At 33.2% G+C, this 22,418-nt stretch carries 21 protein-coding genes; 7 read left to right on the top strand and 14 right to left on the bottom strand.

All coding sequences use genetic code 11. The features are described 5' to 3' along the window. Positions 1-87 precede the first annotated feature (87 nt). The 4 genes from KO504_RS00435 (at position 88) to KO504_RS00420 (ending at position 3,916) form a co-directional block, all read left to right on the top strand. Positions 88-624, top strand: a complete 537-nt coding sequence (locus KO504_RS00435; RefSeq protein ID WP_215924246.1) for a hypothetical protein — start codon at positions 88-90, stop codon at positions 622-624. Between the two features lie 769 nt (positions 625-1,393). Continuing rightward, positions 1,394-2,140 (top strand): class I SAM-dependent methyltransferase, encoded by a 747-nt coding sequence (locus tag KO504_RS00430; RefSeq protein WP_215924244.1) that lies wholly within the window; start codon positions 1,394-1,396, stop codon positions 2,138-2,140. 83 nt (positions 2,141-2,223) lie between these two features. Further along, positions 2,224-2,631: a hypothetical protein gene (locus KO504_RS00425; protein ID WP_215924242.1), complete on the top strand. Its 408-nt coding sequence runs from the start codon at positions 2,224-2,226 to the stop codon at positions 2,629-2,631. Positions 2,632-2,635: 4 nt separating this feature from the next. Beyond that, the gene (locus KO504_RS00420; protein ID WP_215924240.1) at positions 2,636-3,916 is read left to right on the top strand and encodes an APC family permease; all 1,281 of its coding nucleotides are present in this window, start codon (positions 2,636-2,638) and stop codon (positions 3,914-3,916) included. Here KO504_RS00420 and KO504_RS00415 read toward each other — a convergent pair. The 4 genes from KO504_RS00415 to KO504_RS00400 all read right to left on the bottom strand — a co-directional run bounded on the left by KO504_RS00415 (position 3,913) and on the right by KO504_RS00400 (position 7,544). Continuing rightward, complete coding sequence (locus tag KO504_RS00415; RefSeq protein WP_215924238.1) at positions 3,913-4,599, bottom strand: peptidoglycan DD-metalloendopeptidase family protein; 687 nt, start codon at positions 4,597-4,599, stop codon at positions 3,913-3,915. The two genes, KO504_RS00420 and KO504_RS00415, sit on opposite strands and share 4 nt — an antisense overlap. A gap of 143 nt (positions 4,600-4,742) precedes the next feature. Further along, the gene (locus KO504_RS00410; protein WP_215924236.1) at positions 4,743-6,296 is read right to left on the bottom strand and encodes a hypothetical protein; all 1,554 of its coding nucleotides are present in this window, start codon (positions 6,294-6,296) and stop codon (positions 4,743-4,745) included. Between the two features lie 107 nt (positions 6,297-6,403). Then, positions 6,404-6,973, bottom strand: coding sequence for a hypothetical protein (locus KO504_RS00405; protein WP_215924234.1), 570 nt, complete (start codon positions 6,971-6,973; stop codon positions 6,404-6,406). Then, complete coding sequence (locus KO504_RS00400; protein ID WP_215924232.1) at positions 6,957-7,544, bottom strand: RNA polymerase sigma factor; 588 nt, start codon at positions 7,542-7,544, stop codon at positions 6,957-6,959. Before KO504_RS00400 ends, KO504_RS00405 begins: the two co-directional genes overlap by 17 nt. A 181-nt stretch (positions 7,545-7,725) precedes the next feature. Between KO504_RS00400 and KO504_RS00395 the strand changes: the two genes are divergently transcribed. Then, the gene (locus KO504_RS00395; protein ID WP_215924230.1) at positions 7,726-8,292 is read left to right on the top strand and encodes a DUF2911 domain-containing protein; all 567 of its coding nucleotides are present in this window, start codon (positions 7,726-7,728) and stop codon (positions 8,290-8,292) included. Between the two features lie 26 nt (positions 8,293-8,318). Continuing rightward, positions 8,319-9,398, top strand: coding sequence for a methylmalonyl Co-A mutase-associated GTPase MeaB (gene meaB / locus KO504_RS00390; RefSeq protein ID WP_215924228.1), 1,080 nt, complete (start codon positions 8,319-8,321; stop codon positions 9,396-9,398). 70 nt (positions 9,399-9,468) lie between these two features. Here the strand turns inward: meaB and KO504_RS00385 are convergent, their stop codons facing one another. From KO504_RS00385 to KO504_RS00345, 9 genes are all read right to left on the bottom strand, one after another. Beyond that, complete coding sequence (locus KO504_RS00385) at positions 9,469-10,035, bottom strand: phosphatase PAP2 family protein (protein WP_215924226.1); 567 nt, start codon at positions 10,033-10,035, stop codon at positions 9,469-9,471. Next, positions 10,035-10,262, bottom strand: coding sequence for a hypothetical protein (locus tag KO504_RS00380; protein WP_215924224.1), 228 nt, complete (start codon positions 10,260-10,262; stop codon positions 10,035-10,037). Before KO504_RS00380 ends, KO504_RS00385 begins: the two co-directional genes overlap by 1 nt. 120 nt (positions 10,263-10,382) lie before the next feature. Next, positions 10,383-11,762, bottom strand: a complete 1,380-nt coding sequence (locus KO504_RS00375; RefSeq protein WP_215924222.1) for an MATE family efflux transporter — start codon at positions 11,760-11,762, stop codon at positions 10,383-10,385. A 108-nt stretch (positions 11,763-11,870) separates the two neighbouring features. Next, entirely contained in the window at positions 11,871-12,380 is a 510-nt protein-coding gene (locus KO504_RS00370) for a DUF3124 domain-containing protein (protein ID WP_215924221.1), read from the bottom strand. 124 nt (positions 12,381-12,504) lie between these two features. Continuing rightward, positions 12,505-13,977 carry a potassium/proton antiporter gene (locus KO504_RS00365; RefSeq protein WP_215924219.1) on the bottom strand — a complete coding sequence of 491 codons (1,473 nt, stop codon included), beginning with the start codon at positions 13,975-13,977 and terminating at the stop codon, positions 12,505-12,507. Between the two features lie 194 nt (positions 13,978-14,171). After that, positions 14,172-15,113, bottom strand: coding sequence for an NAD(P)H-dependent flavin oxidoreductase (locus KO504_RS00360; RefSeq protein WP_215924217.1), 942 nt, complete (start codon positions 15,111-15,113; stop codon positions 14,172-14,174). A gap of 157 nt (positions 15,114-15,270) precedes the next feature. Beyond that, positions 15,271-16,896, bottom strand: a complete 1,626-nt coding sequence (locus KO504_RS00355) for a S8 family serine peptidase (RefSeq protein ID WP_215924215.1) — start codon at positions 16,894-16,896, stop codon at positions 15,271-15,273. Between the two features lie 105 nt (positions 16,897-17,001). Next, positions 17,002-18,189, bottom strand: a complete 1,188-nt coding sequence (mnmA, locus tag KO504_RS00350) for a tRNA 2-thiouridine(34) synthase MnmA (RefSeq protein ID WP_215924213.1) — start codon at positions 18,187-18,189, stop codon at positions 17,002-17,004. A 214-nt stretch (positions 18,190-18,403) separates the two neighbouring features. Next, on the bottom strand, positions 18,404-19,114 hold the full coding sequence (locus KO504_RS00345; protein WP_215924211.1) for a toxin-antitoxin system YwqK family antitoxin: 711 nt from the start codon (positions 19,112-19,114) through the stop codon (positions 18,404-18,406). A gap of 64 nt (positions 19,115-19,178) precedes the next feature. Here KO504_RS00345 and KO504_RS00340 point away from each other — a divergent pair, with 64 nt between their 5' ends. Then, the gene (locus KO504_RS00340) at positions 19,179-20,171 is read left to right on the top strand and encodes a fasciclin domain-containing protein (RefSeq protein ID WP_252723583.1); all 993 of its coding nucleotides are present in this window, start codon (positions 19,179-19,181) and stop codon (positions 20,169-20,171) included. 266 nt (positions 20,172-20,437) lie between these two features. Here KO504_RS00340 and yidC read toward each other — a convergent pair whose 3' ends face one another. Further along, a complete protein-coding gene (gene yidC, locus KO504_RS00335) occupies positions 20,438-22,336 on the bottom strand; it encodes a membrane protein insertase YidC (protein WP_215924207.1) in 1,899 nt (632 codons plus the stop codon). Positions 22,337-22,418: the final 82 nt, after the last annotated feature.

Below are 22,418 nucleotides of genomic sequence, written 5' to 3'. Positions count from 1 at the left end.
CGTAAAAAAACGCTCAATATAGTACATCATTTTTTTATTATATATTTACTTCTAATACCTACTTATGAATTTGAAAATAAAATAATTATGAAACCCAAACTACCTTACCTTATCACACTATTATTTGCTATTACAATTAACGCCTGTTCTCCTGAAGAAAATACCAGCATTGCACCAGAAGACACAAATGAATTTATATATAGTAATATAAGTTACCCTTTAACTTCTGCCATAATTAACAACGATAATAATACTAACAGCCTTGGAATCCGTTTGTTTAACAAAACGAGTTCGCAAATCACTAGTAATGTAGATCTAGACGATATTGCCTATGTGTATTTTGACTTAGGTACTGAAAGCATACAGAACACCACATATAATAACATTGAAAATTATGCCATTTCAATTAATGGATCTATTATAGATAGCGAATTTAATCCTGAAACCATACTTCTGTCTAGCAATGATCCAGATTCTGATGTCTATGCACAATCTGGCTCTGTTACCGTTACTAATTTTACTGCATACAATATTGTTTTCACCTTTACTTTTACTAGAAACGACGGACAAATAATAACAGGAAGCTATGATGGTAACTATTTAGCACCCAATGGCATTAATTAAACGCTAATTTAAAGACAACATCAACCTTACCGAAACACATATTGTTCTTAGTTTACCTTTTCCATTGCCTCTACAAGAATATGGTGTTGATCTTTTTAAGTCTGCATTAAAAAAGCACTAAAGAAAAATTATATAACGGTTAATGACCATATCGCAAATTCTGCAACATTTATAAACGGAGGAGAACACATTACCTTAGCTACTCCAAAAGATGTAAGTCAAACTAAGACATTAATTTTCCCGCTCACAGTTATATTTGAAGATGATTATTTAGCTGCAATTCACAAACCAGCAGGTATTTAGTAAGTGGCAATACGTTAAAACTATAGGAAAAGCCTTATCGCAAAACATAATGCGAAGTACACTTTTTGACGCTACAACACCTCAGCCTGTACATCGCTTAGATTTTGCAACTACCTAGAATTTTATTAGCTGGTAAAAAAATAGCAGAGATTATCGCTAACGACAGCATCCAGCGTTAATTAAATAAAATGGCATTATCTGTTTTGATGCAATTGATAAGTATCGACATTTTACAAAAAAAAACATAAAACCTAAGGGTACAGATAGTTACATACTTAGACTTGAACATGCAATAATTACGATTAAATGCACAAAAAAGAGTTGAACACAACAAAAACCCAACTTAACTACTGGTTGTTAACAACTTAAGAAAAATATTTTTTTTTTACTGTTTGAAATTACCTATTTTTAAAAAGCTATAAATCAACTAATTGACAGATGTCAATATTTAAAATTAGGAAAACAAATGACAGCAGGCGTACAAAACTTAAACGCAAAGCGCTATTCAAATGAAGTATTTGAATTATGGGCCAACCACCAAAACCTTAATAAATCTGAGGACTATTTATTAAATAAGTACATCACAGATACTTCTAAACATGTCTTAGAAGCCGGAACAGGAGGAGGAAGGCTCTCATTTTATATCGAAAAAAAAGGATTCAATCATATTTCTGCATTCGATGTTGTGCCTAATATGATAGCACATGCAAAAAAACAAGCGAGCACAAATGATTCTAATATTAATTTCAGCATTTCTGATGCTGCTGTTTTAGATAATTATGACAGTGATTCGTTTGACTATTTAGTGTATCTGCAGCAAGTATTGTGCTTTATAGATAAAAAAGATTTGTTCACCAATGCACTAAAAGAAGCTTACCGTGTTGCTAAAAAGGACGCTATTGTTATATTTTCGTTTTTAGATTATGAATCTAAAATCTACAATCCTGCTTTAAGCTCTTTTGTAAATGTGTTAAGAAAACTAAGAAACGAAGAACAGTCTAGTCGTCATCTTCCATGGTTAAAAATAAATAATGATATCAATTGGAAACTGTTTCACAAAAACCAGCCTAAAACCTATTGGGTAAAACGTGCAGAAATAACGGCATTATTGGAAGACATTGGTTTTTCTGTGGTAGAAGCAAAAAACGCCAATCAGTTTTCAAAAAACACAAGCAAACGCAAAGGTATTCTTTACGTAGTTTGTAAAAAATAAGATGCCACAACTAAAGATGTAAAATCAGATTGGTTTTTAACATTTTTTATTACCTTAAACCCTCAAACTAATCAAGTAGGTTTATGAAAAATGTTTTAGCAACCATTATTGGGTTTATTGTCGCATCCTTAACCGTTTACATTTTTGAATCAATTATAGGACATAATCTATTTCCATTACCAGAAGGTGCAAACCCTATGGATATGGAGTGGATAACAAACAATATGGATAAAATTCCTATGGGTTCAAAAATATGTGTTGTTATTGGTCATTTTGCAGGTATGATAACTGGTATGTTTGTAGCTGCTAAAATTTCTAAACAAAGTATCATTCCGTCTTATATTGTAGGCATACTTATGCTTGCAGCCTCCGTTTTCAATATTATTATGCTACCTAAAGAATTATGGTTTTCTCTTTCTGATGGATTGCTAGCTATTGCTGGTTTCATAATTGGAAAAACATTTGCCCAAAAGCAAATAAAAAAATCTTAGTTTAGTGGCAGATAAAATAAGTTTAAAAGATGCCATTTCTATTGGTATAGGTGGTATGGTTGGTGGTGGTATTTTTGCCGTTCTCGGATTAGCTGTATCCATAGCACAAGGTGGCACACCCATAGCCTTTTTATTTGCAGGCCTTCTGGCTTTAATTACATCCTATAGTTATGTCAAATTATCGCAACACTATCCTGATCGAGGTGGTACCGTAAAGTTTATTAACCAAGGATTTGGGGTGTCTATTTTTAGTGGATCCATTAATAACTTACTCTGGATTAGCTATATTATTATGCTCTCGCTTTACGCTTCGGCCTTTGGATCGTATGCTCCTAATTTGTTAGAGCTAACATCAAACAAAACTGTCGACTTTCATATTTACGCAAGCGCCATTATCATCCTCGCCACTGCCATAAACTATTACAGTATTGCTGTTGTTGGAAAAATAGAATCTTATGCCGTGATTATAAAACTGATTATACTTTTTGGTTTTATTGGTATTGGTGCTTATGGTCTCATCGGAAACCCTAATCTATCACAATTGGCTGTTTCTCATTGGGAATCGCCTGTACAATTATTTGCTGCAGGTATGGTGATCTTTGTAGCTTACGAAGGTTTTGAGCTTATTGCGAATGCGGCTCCTGATATTATCAACCCTAAAAAGAACATACCTAAAGCTTATTATGGCTCTGTCATTTTTGTTATTGTGTTATACATTATCATTGCTATAGTCACCGTTGGCTCATTGCCTTTTGACACCATTGCCACAGCTGAAGATTACGTATTAGCAGAAGCAGCAAAACCGATGTTAGGACAAATAGGCTTTACCATTATTACCATTGCAGCGCTCATCTCTACATTTTCGGCCATCAATGCCTCCTTATATGGAGGTAGTCGTGTTAATTTTGAAATTGCAGAAGATGATGAATTACCACACCATTTTACATCTAAACTTTGGAATCAACCCATTGGTTTACTTGTCACAGCGATTGCGACATTAATTCTAGTGAATATTTTAGATTTAGAAAGTATATCCACTGCCGGAAGTGTTGGGTTTATACTCATTTTTGGCATCGTTAATTTTGTGGGTTTTAAAACGTCTAAAGACACGAGTAGTCATAAAATAATTCCGATCGTTGGTTGTACACTTTGTGTATTAGCTTTAGTGATATTAATTAATCAACAATACAAATCTAACCTTACAGGTGTGCTCGTTTCTGGGGCAATTATTGCTTTATGCTTTATTGCCGAATGGATGTATAAAACTTATGAAAAGAAAACTTAATATAGCTTCAATAGTAAATTAGGATCAGGACAGTTGTCTTTATAAAAGGCTAAATCGAGTTGATTACTCACGCCTGGATAATCTCCCCTAAAATCTTGGATATCCTTTATAATTTGAAAATGTAAATGCGGAGGATAATCACCATTGATCTCTGCCGTTCCTAATGTTGCTATTTGCTCGCCTTGGTTCACTTCTACTCCAACTTCTAAATCCTCAATAGATTCTAAACTAAGATGACCATAGAGTGTATAAAATTCAAATTCTTCAATGTGATGTTTCAAAACAATAGTTGGTCCGTAATCACCATAATTGGTATTGTTTTTAAAACTATGAATGGTTCCAGGTAAAGGCGCAAAAATTGGAGTTCCGGCTTCTATCCAAAGATCTAACCCTAAATGAATGTTACGTTCCGTGTCAGAATTTGTTTGATTAAAATAATTACTACGTTGATAAATACCGCGCTTTTCTAAGTAACCTCCATAAGCGATTTTGGCATTATTGGACTTCATATAACTCCATATGAATTGTTCTAAATCATCAGAAGAGGAAACATTAATCGCTTCTAATTCGGTATTATGAATAGATAAATCGAGTGCGATAAAATCGTGGGAGGTAATATTAGAGTCAAACAACGAATGTGGTTTGATTGATTTTAAAAATGCTTCGAAAGCAGAAATTGACATAAAAACAAAATTTCCATAAAAATAGAAAATCTATCTCATGGAAAACTAAATGTGAGTTTAATAATAAATTAAAATCGAAGATTCGTCGCAGTCAATAAACAATTAGATGTCAACTACACGCAACCTAACATTATAATTACGCTTTAATTAATAATCACATTACTAAATTTAGCATTCACCATAATATTTCGGTTTGAAGATTGTCCTTCAGGATAATTGCGAAGTGTTTTTTGCGTCGTTACTTTATTATTGTACTTAGAACGGTTGCCTTTAAAATAAAGAGTATAATCTACATCTTTTGGTAAATTAATAAGCGCATCGCTATTTTCTAAAACCAAATTGAGGTTTTTAAAAGTCGCACTCAAATTAGAAATTGTTAAATCGCCAAAACTCCCATCAATAATAGCCGTGTCAATTAAATTACCTACCGTTACATTAGACGATTTAGAATTCAGCACTAAATTTTGAGCCGTTTTAATCTGAGCTTTATCCACAAAATTGAGATTTAAAGTCCCCAAATTCCAAGTATTCACCATTACCGGAGAATAGGATACATTGATGGAAGTCTCGCTTCCATCAATGTATTCTGCTACTAAAAATGAATGTGAAATATCACCTTTCATATTATGTATAGCAGATGTTATTTTTAATTCACCATGCCTAATATTAGTCTTTAGTTTGGCTTTCTTAGGGATTTTAATTTTAATTACCTTTTTTATTTTACTATTGTTTCCCGATTCTAATCGCTTCACATAAACAGAAGTTCTTCTATCCGCCAGATGTTCATGTCGCTTGGCAAGTGCTTCCTGTCTTTTCTCTAAAGACTCACCTCTTTTCTCCATAGCTTCTGCCCGTTTTTCCATTTGTTTCTCCAAGCGCTCTCCCCAAACTTCCATTTTTTCTTCCCATTCTTTTCCGAATTTTTCACCAAATTCCTCACCCCATTTCTCTATATCCTTACCATACTCTTCCCCAAATTTCTCTCCCCATTTCTCCATGTCCTTCGCCCATTTACCTTCAAAGCGTTTGGCATAGTCTTCTCCCCATTTTTTCATTTTTTCTTGGTAACCCGATTCCCCAAACTTCCGTGCCCAATCTTCCATTTTTTTCTGAAATTCTTTTCCACCTTGTTTTTCATACTTTTTACTCCATTCTGCTAAGTACTTTTCCCCATCCTTTTGGTAACGGTCATAATCAAATTCTATAGTAGTTACTCCTTTTGGTAAGGTTGGTAACTTTGGCATCACTGGCATTTCGGGCATCTCTGGTACCATTGGCATTTCTACTAATTCTGGAAGCATTGGCATCATTGGCATTTCTGGCATTTCTGGTAATTCGATTAATCGGTATTCTAATTCTTTTAAGGCATTAGAATATTCTGAATGCGGAAATAATGCAGAACTGCTTCCTCCTGTTGAAGATATAAGCACGCTGTTACTTGAGCCTTCTACTTTTAAATCCCAGTTTTCTAAAGCTTCTTTTAATTCGGCATCAGATAATTTATCGCCTTCAATATAAGCCTCAACGCCTACCACATCTTTGTTCCATGTATCTATTTCTATCTCTACATAACTAGTATTTAAATCGACAACGACCTCTTTGTTCACTTTGATAGATTGTGATGTTTTAGTCATCTTTTTTTGTGCATAACCCAATGTGGTTATTAGGCACATTACTAAAATTCTAATGTTGTTCATAATTCTTGATTTTTAGAAATACCCAGAACAACTGAGTAAATTCTGTTCGTTTTTTGATTTGATTGATTGATTGATTGATTTTATACGACTTTAAATACAATGTCTTTCTAAACACGTTCTTCAGAAAAGGCATCGTCATTAAACTCTTGTAATTTATCTTTTAGTCGCATGACTAAATTGAGTCTAAATTTTAAATTATTAATTAAGGCATCTAAAGTGGCTTCATTGGGGCCATTGGTATTTAACTCAATGGTTAGTGTTTTGTATTCATCATTTAACTCTTTTAGCCGTTCCACATAACCATCAAATAATTCCTTATTCTCTGGTGTGAGTTGTACTTTAGATAATTCTAAATTAATACTGGCCAAATAATAATCTTCCACCTTTTTTAAATCTGGTGAAACATCTCCTAAGGATTTCATTTCGGTATTAACAACCTTTATTGGTTCTACCGATTCTACAGGAAGCTTTAAATACTGATAGCCACAATAACCTATGCCTAACAGCAACACAACACTTGCAGCGATATTTAAAATCTTTAATCTGCTGGCTGATTTTTGCTCCTTTGGAAATTCATTTTCTAATTTTTGAAGAAAACGTGCTTCATGACCTTTAGACATTTTTATGTGTTGATCTTTTTGGTCTTCTTCAAATAAATTTCTAAGATCTTGTCCCATTCTTTTTTAATTTTAAGGCGTTCTTTAATTTTTGTTTTCCTCTAGATAACTGTGTCCGCGATGCGATTTCAGAAATATTCAAAATTTCAGCTATTTCTTTATGGTCGTAACCCTCTATTAAATACAATAACACCACAAATTTGTATTTATCAGGCAAGGTTTCTATCGCTCGTTTTACATCTTCAACTGTAATATCGTCTTCAACAGTCCAATCATCTTCGTTATTATCTTCAATAACATTCAAATGATAGGCTTCTAATTCAACTATGCGCTGTTTTTTCGACTTTAAAACATCAATACATTTATTAATAACAATCCGTTTTAGCCAAGCTCCAAAACTAACTTCAGCTTTAAAATGCTCTAATTTTGAAAATGCATTTATAAACGCTTCTTGTACCACATCTTCTGCTTCCATCGTATCTTTTACAAATCGAAGTGCCACGATAAGCATGCCGTCACAGTATTGATTGTACAATTGCATCTGCGCTTGTCTATCATTCTGTTTGCATTTTTCAACAATATGAATTTGAAACGTACTGATTTTGGTTCTGTTTTTTGATTGGTTACACATTAAAGACGACACAAAAATTGAAGTGTTGCAAGAATCGTCAATAAAAAATTCAATTTTATAAGATTTACATAAAATTCAACGTTTGACATCTATAAAGTTATGGATTTGAATTATCTTTAAATCTTGAATGCATAAGTTTGTATTCTAAATTTTTAACCCGAATTATTTAAGATTAACAACTATGTTAAAACGCCTCCTTATTTTCTTATCCATTTTAGCTTTAGGCTTGCTATTATATTCTGCATTTGTTGAAAATATTTTTTCTCCTCGTTTAAGCCCGAAAGATTCAGCTGAAATTACACTTAACGATTTAAACTTAAAGGTAGAATACAACAGACCATCAAAACGTGAACGTATTGTTTTTGGAGCACTTGTACCTTTTGAAAAAGTATGGAGAACTGGGGCAAACGAAGCTACCACTTTTGAGACTAACAAAGATTTGATGATAGAAGGTATCCTTTTAAAAAAAGGAAAATATACCATTTGGACTGTTCCTATGGAACAATCATGGAAAGTCATGTTTAACACTAAACAGTATGATTGGGGTGTTAATGAAAAAATGGAGCCTATGTGGGATCCTAACTACGATGCCTTAGAGATTGAAGTTCCAACACAACAATTAGACGAAACAGTAGAAAAATTCACCATCGCTTTTGACAATAAAACAGGGAACTTAAAATTAACTATGGCTTGGGACAATACCTTAATTGAAGTGCCCATAGAAGAGCGTTCTAATACAAAATCTTAACCTTTTTACAACTTTATTATAAAAAAGTGGCTAAGACCAATAAAACATATCAATCTGCTTTACAAGAACAAGATGGTGTTAAATCTCCTGATAGTTTAAGTGCCAACGTTGCTAAAATCATAAAAGCAAATCGTAAAAAACAACCTTCAGTAAAAGATTTAGTTTCGGGTATTACTTCAGGAAATATAACAGCTTTAAGTAGAGCTATTACCTTAATTGAAAGTACAAATCCTTCACATTCAAAAAAAGCAAACGAAATAATTACCAAATGTTTACCCTATGCCAATAAATCTATAAGAATAGGTATTACTGGAGTGCCTGGTGTAGGCAAAAGCACCTTTATTGAAGCTTTTGGAATTCATTTAACGACTTTAAATAAAAAAGTTGCAGTCTTAGCTGTTGACCCAAGTAGTAGCTTAAGTAGAGGTAGTATTTTAGGTGACAAAACCCGAATGGAAGATTTGGTAAAAAACCAAAATGCATTTATAAGACCCTCACCTTCTGGTGATTCTTTAGGTGGTGTAGCTAGGAAAACACGTGAGACTATAATTTTATGTGAAGCTGCCGGTTTTGACACTATTATAATTGAAACCGTTGGTGTAGGACAAAGTGAAACAGCCGTTCACAGTATGGTAGACTTCTTTTTATTATTAAAATTAGCAGGAGCTGGAGATGAGCTACAAGGTATTAAACGCGGTATTATAGAAATGGCAGATGCCATAGTAATTAATAAAGCGGATGGAGAAAACATAAAAGCCGCAAAATCTGCGAAAGTAGAATTTAATAGAGCGTTGCATTTATATCCTGCAAAAGCTTCGGATTGGTCGCCAAAAGTATCTTTATGTAGTGCTCTTAAACGTGAAGGCATCTCTGATGTTTGGACTATGATTGAAGATTACACCAAAACGACTTCAGAAAACCAATATTTTGAAACTAACAGAAATAATCAAAATAAATTTTGGTTACTCCAAACTATAGAAGACCGTTTAAAATCTAAGTTTTATAATTCCGCTAAGATAAAAGTTGAATTACCAATGCAAATCGCTTTAGTTGAAACAGGAAAAACAACGCCTTTCGCTGCCGCTGAGTACTTACTTTCACTTTAGAGCAAAATAGAAAAGGTTTTTGATTTTAACTTAGATTACAAAACGAAGAAATAAGCTTACAAAGCTGGAATTAACGCATATATCTTTTAATAAGATAATTGTGCAACTTATAAAACCCAAAACCAGACAAAGCTCCAAAAGTTAAACCACATAACAGATCTAACGGATAATGTACTCCAACATAAATGCGACTATAAGCCACAACTAAACTCCAAAGTATTAAAACATATATAAGATTCTTAAAATAAGGTTTTAATATTAGACCAGCGAAAATCGCAGCAGCCATGGAATTCGAGGCATGTCCTGAGAAAAAGCCATATAAACCACAACGAGGCGCTATAAAACGTGTAAAGTCCATCACTCCTTCTGCTCTACAAGGCCTTGGACGCTGAACTGTATACTTAAAAAGATTCGTGATTTGATCGGTAAATGTGATCATAGCTGCAATAACAAAGACCATTAATAGCAATGTTTTCCAGCCGTATTTTTTAAAAATCACATATAATAATAGAGCATACAACGGAATAAAAGTTAGCTTATTGGTTATAACTAACCATAAACCATCCCAAGACTCAGACCCTAAATTATTAAGGAACAAGAAAAGTTCTTCATCGTATTGTATAAGTTGGTCTAGCATTACTCGTCGTATCTCGCAATTTCTCTATCGTAGAAATCTGTTGCTTGTTGAATGTAGTTCTCAGTTTCCGTTTCTAATTCTTTTTCATCGTGCTGATCGAATTCTTCAAACCATTCTACCTCATCATTTTCAAGATTAATAATAAAACGAGGAAATTCTGTATGTATAATAAATATGGCATTAGGATAATCTGTATTGTCTCCTAATATAAATTTTGGTAGTTCCATTTTTTTTGAATTGTGTATTTAAAAACCCGAAGCTTTCCGAATTTAAGTTACAAATATATAGATTTTGAATGAGCTACTCGACAAATATTAAAATATCAAAACACCAATAAAAATCACCCGTTAGTTAGATGATTTAACTATAAGTTTCTTAGTCAGCAAATTAAATCTAATAAACAAGAGAATAGCGGCTACAGTTAATCCTGCAATTAATCCAATCCAAATACCAAGACTTCCATAAGCTTCTGCTTTCCCTAAATAATAACTAATAGGAAAACCTACAACCCAATACGAAATAAAAGTAATTATGGTTGGAATTTTAACGTCTTGTAAACCACGTAAAGCACCAAGTGCAATAACTTGAAGACTATCACTTATCTGAAAAACAGCTGCTGTTAATAATAATGTAGCTGCAATCTTTACGACTTCTGCTGTATCTACTGCATTTTCAGGATCATCTAAATCGACATACAAATCAGGAAGCATTTGATGAAACACCACAAAAAGTAAGGCAAAAATTACTGCAAAAATAAAACCGACTAAGAATATAGATTCTGCTATACGTTTTAAAGCTTTAAAATCTTTTAATCCTTTTTGATTTCCTACCCTAACCATAGCAGCAACGCTCAATCCTGTTGCCACCATAAAAGTCATTGAGGATAAATTTAATGCAATTTGATTAGCTGCTTGAGCATTTGCCCCTAGTGTTCCACTTAACCATATAGCTGCTGTAAAAATACCAACTTCAAAAAACATTTGCATAGCACTTGGCAGTCCTAGATTGCTTAGTTTTTTAATAGGCTGTTTACGTAATTGAAAGAACTTTAGATTAGTTACATACGCTTTCGATTTTTCGCGTTTAGCTAGCAACCACCATAAATAAGCTACCATAACAAAACGAGAAACTAAGGTTCCAACTGCCGCTCCAACTATACCCATTTCAGGAAAACCAAACTTTCCAAAAATCAACACATAATTAATAGCGACGTTTAGTAAATTGGCAACTATTGTAGCATACATAGGGTATTTGGTTAGCGACAAACCATCACTAAATTGCTTAAATGCCTGAAAAATGATTAATGGCACTAATGAAAATGCCACCAAGTCTAAATAAGGAATAGCCAAATTCACGACTTCTTCTGGCTGATCCATAATATACATCAAAGGTTTAGCAAATAATAAGATGCCAAATAAAATCAATCCTAAAACTGTACAAAGAAAAAGGCCATGTTTAAACACTGACTTTCCTTTTTCAAAATTTCCTTCAGTATCAGCTTCTGCCACTAAAGGTGTAATGGCTGTGGAAAAACCAATTCCTATAGACATGGCAATAAAAATAAAGCTGTTACCTAAAGATACTGCTGCTAATTCTGCTGCACCTAATTGGCCTACCATGATATTGTCTATAAAGCTCACAAAGGTATGACCAAGCATACCCAACATCACAGGAGATGCGAGTTTAAGATTGTATCTAAATTCTTTAGTGTAGTTGCTTAAAACCATGGCGCAAAAGTAATACTTCCATTTAGTTTTAAGAATGAATAATTTGGTAAATGATAAGGGGCTTTTAAAATTTTAACAGGTCTTTATGACTCTCAAAATAAAAGGTTATTAATCAATTCTTTTAGCTTGTGTTAAAAACGATAAACCTTGCTGACCAGACGTAGAAGTCATCACTCCTTCAAAAATGGGTTCAGGGCAATTTTTAGGTGTTTTCCAATCAAAAATAAAATTACCACCTGTACCACCTGCATCATCTACTTCGTTGATAATAATATCTATGGTTTCCATAGGAGTTAAATAAGCAGGTTTGTCAATATACGTTTTTAACAAGGCGCCATGTGTATCATAATAGTCGACTTTAGACAAATAAATAGTGTCTTTAGCACTTGTATTTCTTATACTTATCATTGCTGTAAGATTATACGTTTTGTGCTGTGAATAACTATAGATTTGAGAATAAACAGACAAATATGATTTCCCCACCTCTAACGAATCTGAAGGTTTTATACTGGCTTCTCTGGCGTTCCAATTAACTTTTTCATATTCTTCCTTACCTAAAACATCATTGCAAGAGTAAAAACCAAAAAGCACTATAAGTAAAGTTATTATTTTTTTCATGATGTGATATTTGATAGGTTATAAAATAATAGATTGGAAGTTAATTTAATTATAACGATAAATTTTAAAACTGCAAATAAAAATTAAACAATATTAGTTGCGAAGCTAAAGTAAAACACCAATCTTAACCTATTAAAGCTTGATTAAGTATTTCATTTACATCACTTAAGCTATCTTCATTATCTAATAGAAGCACTAGAGTATCATTAGCTTCAATAACTGTAGAACCTCCCGGACGCACAAACTTATCATTACGCTTAATCATTACAATAAATGCAGACTTAGGAAAATGTAAATCTATAATTCGTTTATCTACCGCAAAACTATTAGGTGGTATTAAGATTTCTTCCATTGCTGATTTAGGCAAGTTAAGAATATAACGATCATTCTCTGCAATTGGTTTTACTTCTTCTAGCAACGCCACATTTAGCCATTTTGCAAAAAGCGATAAGGTTGTTCCTTGAATTAAAACAGAGGTTACAGAAATAAAGAAGACAATATTAAATATCATATTGGCTTTATCAATGCCTGCCAAAAGTGGATAAGTGGCAAACACTATAGGAACGGCACCACGTAACCCTACCCACGAGATATAAAACCGTCTTCTCATTTTCATTTTAAAAAAGATGAGACTTATAAATACCGCAGCTGGTCGTGCGACAAGAATTAAGAATACTGAAATTAACAATCCTATGCCCATATAAGGAATAATATGCGACGGAAAAACAAGTAACCCTAAGGTAAGGAATAATACAATTTGCATTAACCATGCTATCCCATCAAACATTTTAAGAATTGTAGATTTATGGATTAAATCTTGGTTTCCTAAATACACTGCACATATATAAATGGCGAGAAATCCATTTCCTCCAACAAAATCAGTTGCAGAAAATGTAATAAACATTAGCGCAATTACCAAAACAGGATAAAGCCCTTCAAAACCTAATTTAATTCTATTGATAATAATCTTACTCAATTTACCAAAGGCAAAACCAGCAATACCACCTAAGATCATTTGCTGAAAAAACATTAGAACCATGGTAAAAACACTCTGGTCTTGATTAATAACTAAACTTAAACAAGCCAACGTTAGTACATAAGCCATGGGATCATTACTTCCACTTTCTAACTCTAATGTTGGTCTTAAATTTGTTTTTAATGCTAAGTTTTTAGAACGCAAAATAGAAAAAACAGCTGCTGCATCTGTAGAAGACACAATAGATCCCAACAACAGACTTTCATAAATAGTAAAATCGGTAACAAACCAAACAAAGACACCAAGAGTTGCTGCGGTAAGAAATACTCCTAGGGTAGACAACACCAAACCTTCTTTAAGAATGGGTTTTATGGCTTTAAAATTGGTATCTAGACCACCAGAAAACAATATAAAGTTAAGAGAGACAATACCTATAAACTGTGCTAATTTAGGATCATCAAAACGAATACCACCAATACCGTCTGAACCGGCTAACATCCCTATTGCTAAAAAAAGTATTAATGTTGGTACTCCAAATTTATAAGATGTTTTTCCTACTATAATACTTATAAAAAGTAAAAGAGAACCTATTAAGAGGATGTTTTCAGTGGTTAAATTCATACGCTACTAGTTAAAATTAGTAAGCACAAATTTAGGTTTTTTATTAAAAAAAATAAGTAATTAAGCGTTTTAAAATGTAGTAGTTCAATAATTTATCAACTTATAAAAAACAAGGTTAAATTCAACAATTTTAATAATATTAAACCACTTTAATTATGAGACCTATAGCTGTTTAAGCGTGTTTAATTTAAAAACTAAAATGCATTTAACATTTTCTTGGCTTCCTCAAACTCACTTATCATATCACCAACAATTGCTGCCACAGGTTTTACATCATGAATTAAACCTGCTATTTGGCCTATCTCAAGCTCTCCATCTTCTAAATCTCCTTCAAACATACCGCGTTTGGCTCTAGCTCTACCTAATAATTCTTTAAGTTGTTCTAGTGTTGGGCTCGTTTTATAAAGCTCTTGTAGCTCGTTATAGAATTTATTCTTTATTAATCTCACAGGAGCTAATTCTTTTAAAGTAAGCTGCGTGTCTCCTTCTTTAGCATTAACTACAACTTGTTTAAATGCTTGGTGTGCTGAAGATTCTTCGCTCGCTACAAATCGGCTACCCACTTGTACTCCATCAGCACCTAGCACCATACAAGCTAACATGGCTTTTCCTGTGGCGATACCTCCTGCTGCAATTAACGGAATTTGAAGCTGCTCTTTTACCATTGGAATCAACGTCAAAGTCGTAGTTTCATCTCTTCCATTGTGTCCTCCCGCTTCAAAACCTTCGGCTACAATGGCATTTACTCCTGCTTCTTGTGCTTTTAATGCAAACTTCACACTACTAACCACGTGCACCACTGTAATACCTTTGTCTTGTAACCATTTGGTCCAAGTCTTTGGGTTTCCTGCAGAAGTAAAGACAACTTTTACACCTTCTTCAACAATAATATCCATGATTTCCTGAACATTTGGATATAACATTGGTACATTAACACCAAATGGTTGATCTGTTGCGGCTTTACATTTTTGTATGTGTTCTCGTAAAACATCTGGATACATAGAACCTGCTCCAATTAAACCTAAGATTCCTGAATTACTTGCTGCAGATGCTAATTTCCAGCCGCTATTCCAAATCATTCCCGCTTGAATAATTGGATATTTTATATTGAATAGTGATGTGATTCTATTTACCATATTCTAAAATTATATCTGTTATAATAGTGTATAAATTTCGGTAATTCAAGTGAATTTCACGATTGAAATTGAGGTTAATTTTTATTATACCAAAGGAATTGTAGTCCACACAGTTCTCGATACTATTTCTCATACCTCAAAATCACTTAAACTGACATTAATTATGACTTTGACCTTTAATGAACTTAACTGTTTTAGAATTATTTGTTGTGGACAATTTAATTAAATAAATCCCTGAAGCTAAATCTGATACATTGACAAAACTTAAATCTTTAGTTATCCATTGATTCAAAACCTCTTGACCTAATTGATTATAAATTGACACTTCTAATTGATTTACAGTAGAAGGTATTTTAATATTAAGTCTTGTTACTACTGGATTTGGATAAAAACTAAAGTTTTCAATTTGAGATTTATCTATAGACAAAGCATTACTTAGGGCTAGATCTAAATCTGGTATCCCATAGCCTAAAAAATCATCAGGTGCATTAAATTGTGATGCAGATTGCCTAACATAATCCATAATTTCTGTAGGTGAAGCATCTGGAATGGCTTGCCATAATGACGCAATACCTCCACAAAGAATAGGTCCACTAAAAGAAGTCCCATTATTTTGAACAATACTATTAAACTCATTTATAACATAAGCAGCGCCACCTCTAGCCACTACATCTGGTTTTTGATAACCTATTTGTGCTCCTCCTCCTTGTGAACTAAAAGCTACATAGTCGCCATTTTCATCTACAGCTCCAATAGACAACACAGCTGGAGAGTCGCCAGGAGATCCAACGGTTTGCCAATCTGTTGCTCCAGAGTTACCTGCACTTACCACAACTAAGATTCCTTTTTCTACGGCAATAGTAGCTCCTCTAGCAATAAAAGTGACTTGCCCATTCATATCTGCGGGAGTATAATCGTAATTAGGATTGTCAAACATACGATACCCTAGAGATGTATTAATCATATCTACACCTAAACTATCTGCGCGCTCGGCTGCTTCTACCCAATAACTTTCTTCTACAGGATTTTCACTTCCAGAATCTTCTGTTCTAAATAAATAATAAGAAGCATCTGGCGCTGTTCCTACAAACTGATCTTGAATAAAACCAGCCATTGTACTCAATACTTTTGTACCGTGATTACTACCTGTAAATGCATATATTTCTGAGGTTCTATCTACAAAATCATAACCATCTAACAAATCATTGTTATCTCGTAACCGCTGAAATGCACCTATAGTATTTGCATTGGGGAAGCCAGAATCCATAACAGCAATAGTTATACCTTCTCCTGTAAAATCCGCTAAATGAAGGTTATCGACATTAATCATTTCTACTTGATTTTGAGTATCTCCATAAGTAAATGCAATTGTTTCTTCTTCAATTTCGGTCTTATTTAGGCTTGTATAACTTCGTGATGCAGAATTTAAATTATGATCTGCAAAATCTATACGTTCTACAAACGTTAGACTACTTAAAGCATTTATAGCTTCTTCCGTTCCTCTAACATGAACCGCATTAAACCATTTCGATTTTGCTAAGGCTGTAATTCCTGTTTGAGCTTTTATATCTGAAATATAAGTTTCATTTACGGGCACATCACGTTCGTCAATAGCCACATTATGATTTTGTTTTCTATCTATTGCTTTTTGAGTAAGTATACTAATTGGGTTTGCTATTGAAGCAGCAACGTTTGGTTTATCTGTGAAATAAACCCATGCATCTTGTTGCGCAAAACTGTTAGCAATAACCACTAAACATAGAAGTGTAAAAATCTTTTTCATAGGACCATTAATTATTGAACTTAAAAATATAGTTATTAGTGAACTATCTTATGGTTAAAAACACAAATTGTTCAATCATAAACACCTAAATACATTAACTGTAATTTAGGAAATAACTCCCGAACCTAGTAATTCATCTTCCAAATACCAAGCAACAAATTGACCTTCGGTAATTGCAGACTGTTTATTTTCAAACTCTACATACATACCAGAATTAACCTTATATAAGGTGGCCTTTTCTAAATTTTGTCTATAGCGAATTCTAGCCATTAAAGACATTGTTTCACCGTCCTTTAAAGCTAAATCTTCTCTAACCCAATGCAGTTCTTCATTGGTAACAAACAACACATTTCTGTATAAACCAGGATGTTGTTTACCTTGACCTGTATAAATTATATTTTCTTTAACGTCAGTATCAATTACAAATAAAGGCTCTACAGTACCTCCAACGCCTAAACCTTTTCGTTGACCTTTAGTAAAATAATGTGCTCCTTGATGCTTACCAACTACTGTTCCATCTGTTAAATGATATGTTGGTTTTTTAGATAAGAATTCTAATTCATTCTCTTTAGAATCAAATTGCGGTAAAACTTGGCTATACATTTCAAACGTATCTGCCACCTCAACAATATGCCCCTCTTTTGGTTTTAGTTGCTGTTGCAAAAACTCTGGCAATCTTACTTTTCCTATAAAACATAAACCTTGAGAATCTTTCTTTTCGGCTGTTATTAAACCTTGAGCTTTGGCTATTTCTCTTACTTCGGGTTTTTGTAATTCTCCAATAGGAAATAATGCTTTTGCCAATTGCTGTTGTGATAATTGACAAAGAAAATACGATTGGTCTTTATTATCATCTGCTCCAGCCAATAACTGATGGATTTGTTTTCCATCTTTTTCAATCGTGCCTTTTCTACAATAATGCCCCGTTGCCACGTAATCGGCACCTAATTCTAAAGCGATATCCATAAAGACATCAAACTTTATTTCACGGTTGCAAAGGACATCAGGATTTGGTGTACGTCCTTTTTCATATTCATTAAACATATAATCTACAATACGTTCTTTGTATTGCACGCTTAAATCGACCGTTTGAAAAGGAATACCTAATTTATCTGCCACAAGCATGGCATCGTTACTATCTTCTAACCAAGGACATTCGTCTGAAATGGTCACGGAATCATCATGCCAATTTTTCATAAACAGACCTATAACCTCATAGCCTTGCTCTTTTAATAAATAGGCTGCAACACTAGAATCTACTCCTCCCGAAAGTCCTACAATGACTCTTTTCATATTAATTACCTGCAAAAGCAAGTATCTCTTTTTAATTAATAACTAGATGCTTTTTTAAACATCCCTCCAGTCCTTTTAAGAGGACAACTTAAAACACTAACATTATAATAATGATACTATTTTAGTTCGAAAAACTTCGGCAAAATTACAAAATAAAAAAGGCAATCCTATTAAGATTGCCATTCTGAAATTCTATATATTATATAGTTTTAAACTATTCTTTCTTGTATAACACTTCTTGTGTGGTGTGGTCTATTTTTTTTGTAAGCTTACCATCTTTATAATATTTCCAAATGCCTTTTTTCTGGCTTTTAATATAATTACCTTCCGAAGTTATATTACCATTAGCATCATAATTAATGGTTTTACCTTCTAAATGATCGTCTTTATAATGTGTATGCCTTAACAATACATTCTTTTCTGAAAACCATTTTGATTCTCCATGTAATAAGCCATTTTTATAATGGGCACTTTCTGCTAACAATCCATTTTTAAAATAAACAAAGCGCTCACCTTCTAGTAACCCGTTTTCATTATAATTTTCAACAATCATTTTGGCCGAAGAATTTTTATGGTAAAATGTCCATGTACCAATAAATCGTTTACCATTCATTTTACCTTCACTAATCACTTTTTTAGTTGAAGCTAAAAAAGTAACATCTGCAATACTGTCTTTTTCATTAAAAACTTTTATAGCACTCAAAACACTTTTTCCTGCAGATAACGTATAGTATTTAAATGAGTCAATTTCTTTACCATGCTTAAATACCCCTTCATAACGTTTTTGATCTGTGTTATGATAGTTTTTAGTCCAAATACCGTGTCGTAGCCCGTCTTTATCAAATTGATTCACTGGATTTTGAGCATAGACAGATGTTAAAAATAGTGTTAAAGTGATAATCGTAAAAACTTTTTGTTTAATCATTTCGTATTTTTGTTAAACAAACTGATATAAGTTTGCAATGTTGAACAATATAAAACTCAAAACAATGAAAATTATTTCAAAAAACTTCAAATTACTTACAGTATTTCTATTAGTTGTAGGTATTACTGCTTGTAGTGATGATGATGACAATGGAACATCACCAACGCCAACAACAGTGGTTGACATCGCCATAGAAAACAATTTAACGTCTTTAGCTGCAGCATTGCAAGCAACAGACTTAGTCACAACCTTACAAGGTGAAGGTCCATTTACTGTATTTGCCCCTAGTAATGATGCATTTGCACAATTACTATCGGATACGGGTTTAGATCTAGACAACTTGTCTACAGCTGAAAAAGCCTTAGTTAAAAACATTTTATTAAACCATGTTATTATTGGTAGCACGCTAACATCTACAAACTTAGTTGATGCTGAATCTGGTTATACCAATACTGCAGCAACAGGACCTAATGAGGCAAATTTAAGTTTGTACTTTACCACTTCTAATGGAGTGATGTTGAATGGATCTTCAACAGTTACAAATGCAGATAATGTAGCAAGCAATGGAATTGTACATATTGTTGATGAAGTCATTGGCTTACCTACAATCGCAACCTTTGCGACTACTAATCCTGCTTTATCAAATTTAGTGGCAGCATTAGAATTAGCTGATTCAGGTACACCAACAGTACCATACATTACTACAGTATCTGATGTTACTGCTGGACCATTTACAGTATTTGCACCAACTAACGATGCTTTCGCTAATTTATTAGTAGAATTAGATCCTTCAGGAAATACTGCTCTTGCAGATTTAGATCCTGCAACAGTTGACGCTGTATTAACCCATCATATCGTTAGTGGCAACATACAATCTAGCGGTTTACCAAACGGAGCGGTTATGACATTAGGCGGCGAAATTACTGCTGATAATTCTGCATTTACTTTAACGGACTCTAATAACCGCGTCAGTAATATTGTTACTAGTTTAGTAGACATCCAATCTATGAATGGTGTTGTACATGTTATTGACATGGTGCTTTTACCAATGCAATAAATAAAATAATGAGGCATATAACCTCACAACTTTTTAGGTTGATTAATTAGTTAAGAGGCTCAAACTGTAAAAGGTTTGGGTCTTTTTCTACTACCCTATTTAAGAAAAGATAAATACAGCCTTAAGTCTGATTAAGACAATCTACAATCCCCTTGTATTTGCATCCTTAGAAACGTTGTTTTCTGCGCGTTAAAATCATGTAATAAAATAGCCTCAACAAAAATGTTGAGGCTATAATTTGCTTATTAGTATTTAGACAAAAATGATTATTTCTTTTTGCCTTTTTGTTGTGCTTGTTTTTGTTGCTCTGCTTGCTCCATCATCTCAGCCATTTTCTTTTGAAACTTGTTTTGTTTCTTAGGCTTTGTTTTACTTACTTCAATCTTAGCTAGCACTTTTTCTTCATCAATAATATAATTTTTGATTACTAACATAATACCAATACTAATTAAGTTAGAGATAAAGTAATATAAACTTAATCCAGAAGCATAATTATTAAAGAATACCAACATTAAAAGTGGAGAGAAGTAAATCATATACTTCATCATTTTTGCCATATCTGGCATCCCTTCTTGAGTTGGCTGTGTTGCCATTTGCTGGCCTGTTGTCATTTTCATATAGAAGAAAATAGCAATAGCAGCTAAAATTGGAAATAAACTAACATGACTACCATAAAAAGGAATATGAAATGGTAAGTCTAAAATAGAATCGTAAGAACTTAAATCTTTAGCCCATAAAAACGGCTGCTGTCTTAAATCGAAAGCTGATGGGAAAAATTGAAACAAGGCATAAAACACAGGGATTTGCATTAGACCAGGCAAACAACCACTTAGCGGACTGGCACCTGCTCGACTTTGAATAGCCATAGTTTCTTGCTGTGCTTTTAATTTGTTGTCTTTGTACTTTTCTCTAACAGCATCTAATTCTGGCTTTAAAATTTTCATTTTAGCCTGAGATAAGAATTGTTTGTATTGTACAAATGACAGTACTATTTTAGTTAAAATAGTCATAACTACAATAGCAATTCCATAAGGAAGGAAACTACCTAAAAATGAAAATAAAGGCATAAAGATATAGCGGTTTATCCACCCAAAAATACCCCAACCAAATGGTACAATTTCATCTAAATTTCTACCATAGTCGTTTAAAACCTTAAAGTCACTTGGTCCAAAATAAAAGTCCATAGGTTGATTTATCTCACCACCTTGGTATGCTAATGGAATTTTAGATGAAAATTGTTTTGTAAAAACAGTATCTATTTCCTCATCTTCAACTAAATCTTCAGCTTCTATTCTTGCGCTTTTAAAAGCTTTATCTGTTAATAAAACAGAAGTAAAGAAATGTTGTTTGTAACCAATCCAAGTGACATCTTCTAAATCCTCTTCGGTATCTCTTGCTCCTGTATAATCTGGTTTTCCGTTTTCGTGCTCGTAATGAATATCGGTGTATCTATTCTCGTAACTGATACTTTTTGCATGACGGTACGCTTTTAAATCCCAGTTGAGCTCTAAAGGTTGTGATGTATTAAAAACACCACTTAACCCTTGAGATTTAACTGAAAAATCTATCATATAATCATCAGGTTTCAACTCATAACGGTATTCTAAAAATGCCGTTTCAGAAACTTTAAGTTTCATAGACACTACTGTGTTTTCACCACTTTTAGTTACGCTAGGTTGAAATGGTAAATCTTTAGAATTGAATGTACGATTATCCGATGTACCAAAGGTGATATTAAAAGCACTATTACCATCTTTAATTAAATAAATTGGCACCGAATCATAGTCTACAAAATTCTTCAGCTTTACTTCTGCTAAATAACCACCTTTTCTGTTAAATTTTAGTTCAAAAACATCTGTATTAACGGTTGTTATGGCTTCTCCTGGCAATGTTAAAGCATAAGATAATGCTCCTAATTTACTTTGAGCAGCAACAAGCTGTGTTGAATCTAAAACCTGAGAAGTTCCATAATCTTCTGAAGTGGTAACCAAAGTTTCAGTTTGCTTACTGCTATTCTTCTCAGCTTCCAATTTTTGTTGCTCTGCTATTTTCTGCGCTTCGAGCTCTTCTGGAGTTGGCTGATTCTGGTACATCATAAATACCAAAATTCCGAATATGAGGATAAAACCTATTATAGATTTAATATCGAATTTTTTTTCTTCCATGTTTATTTTTCAGTTTTAGACCCGTAAGGTTAGAGAAACCCAACAGGTCTTGTATGGTAACAATTGCATAACTCAAATAGTT

It is taken from the genome of Winogradskyella psychrotolerans (assembly GCF_018860565.1).
GTDB classification, from domain to species: Bacteria; Bacteroidota; Bacteroidia; order Flavobacteriales; family Flavobacteriaceae; genus Winogradskyella; species Winogradskyella damuponensis.
This window is presented reverse-complemented; position numbering and strand designations above follow the sequence as displayed.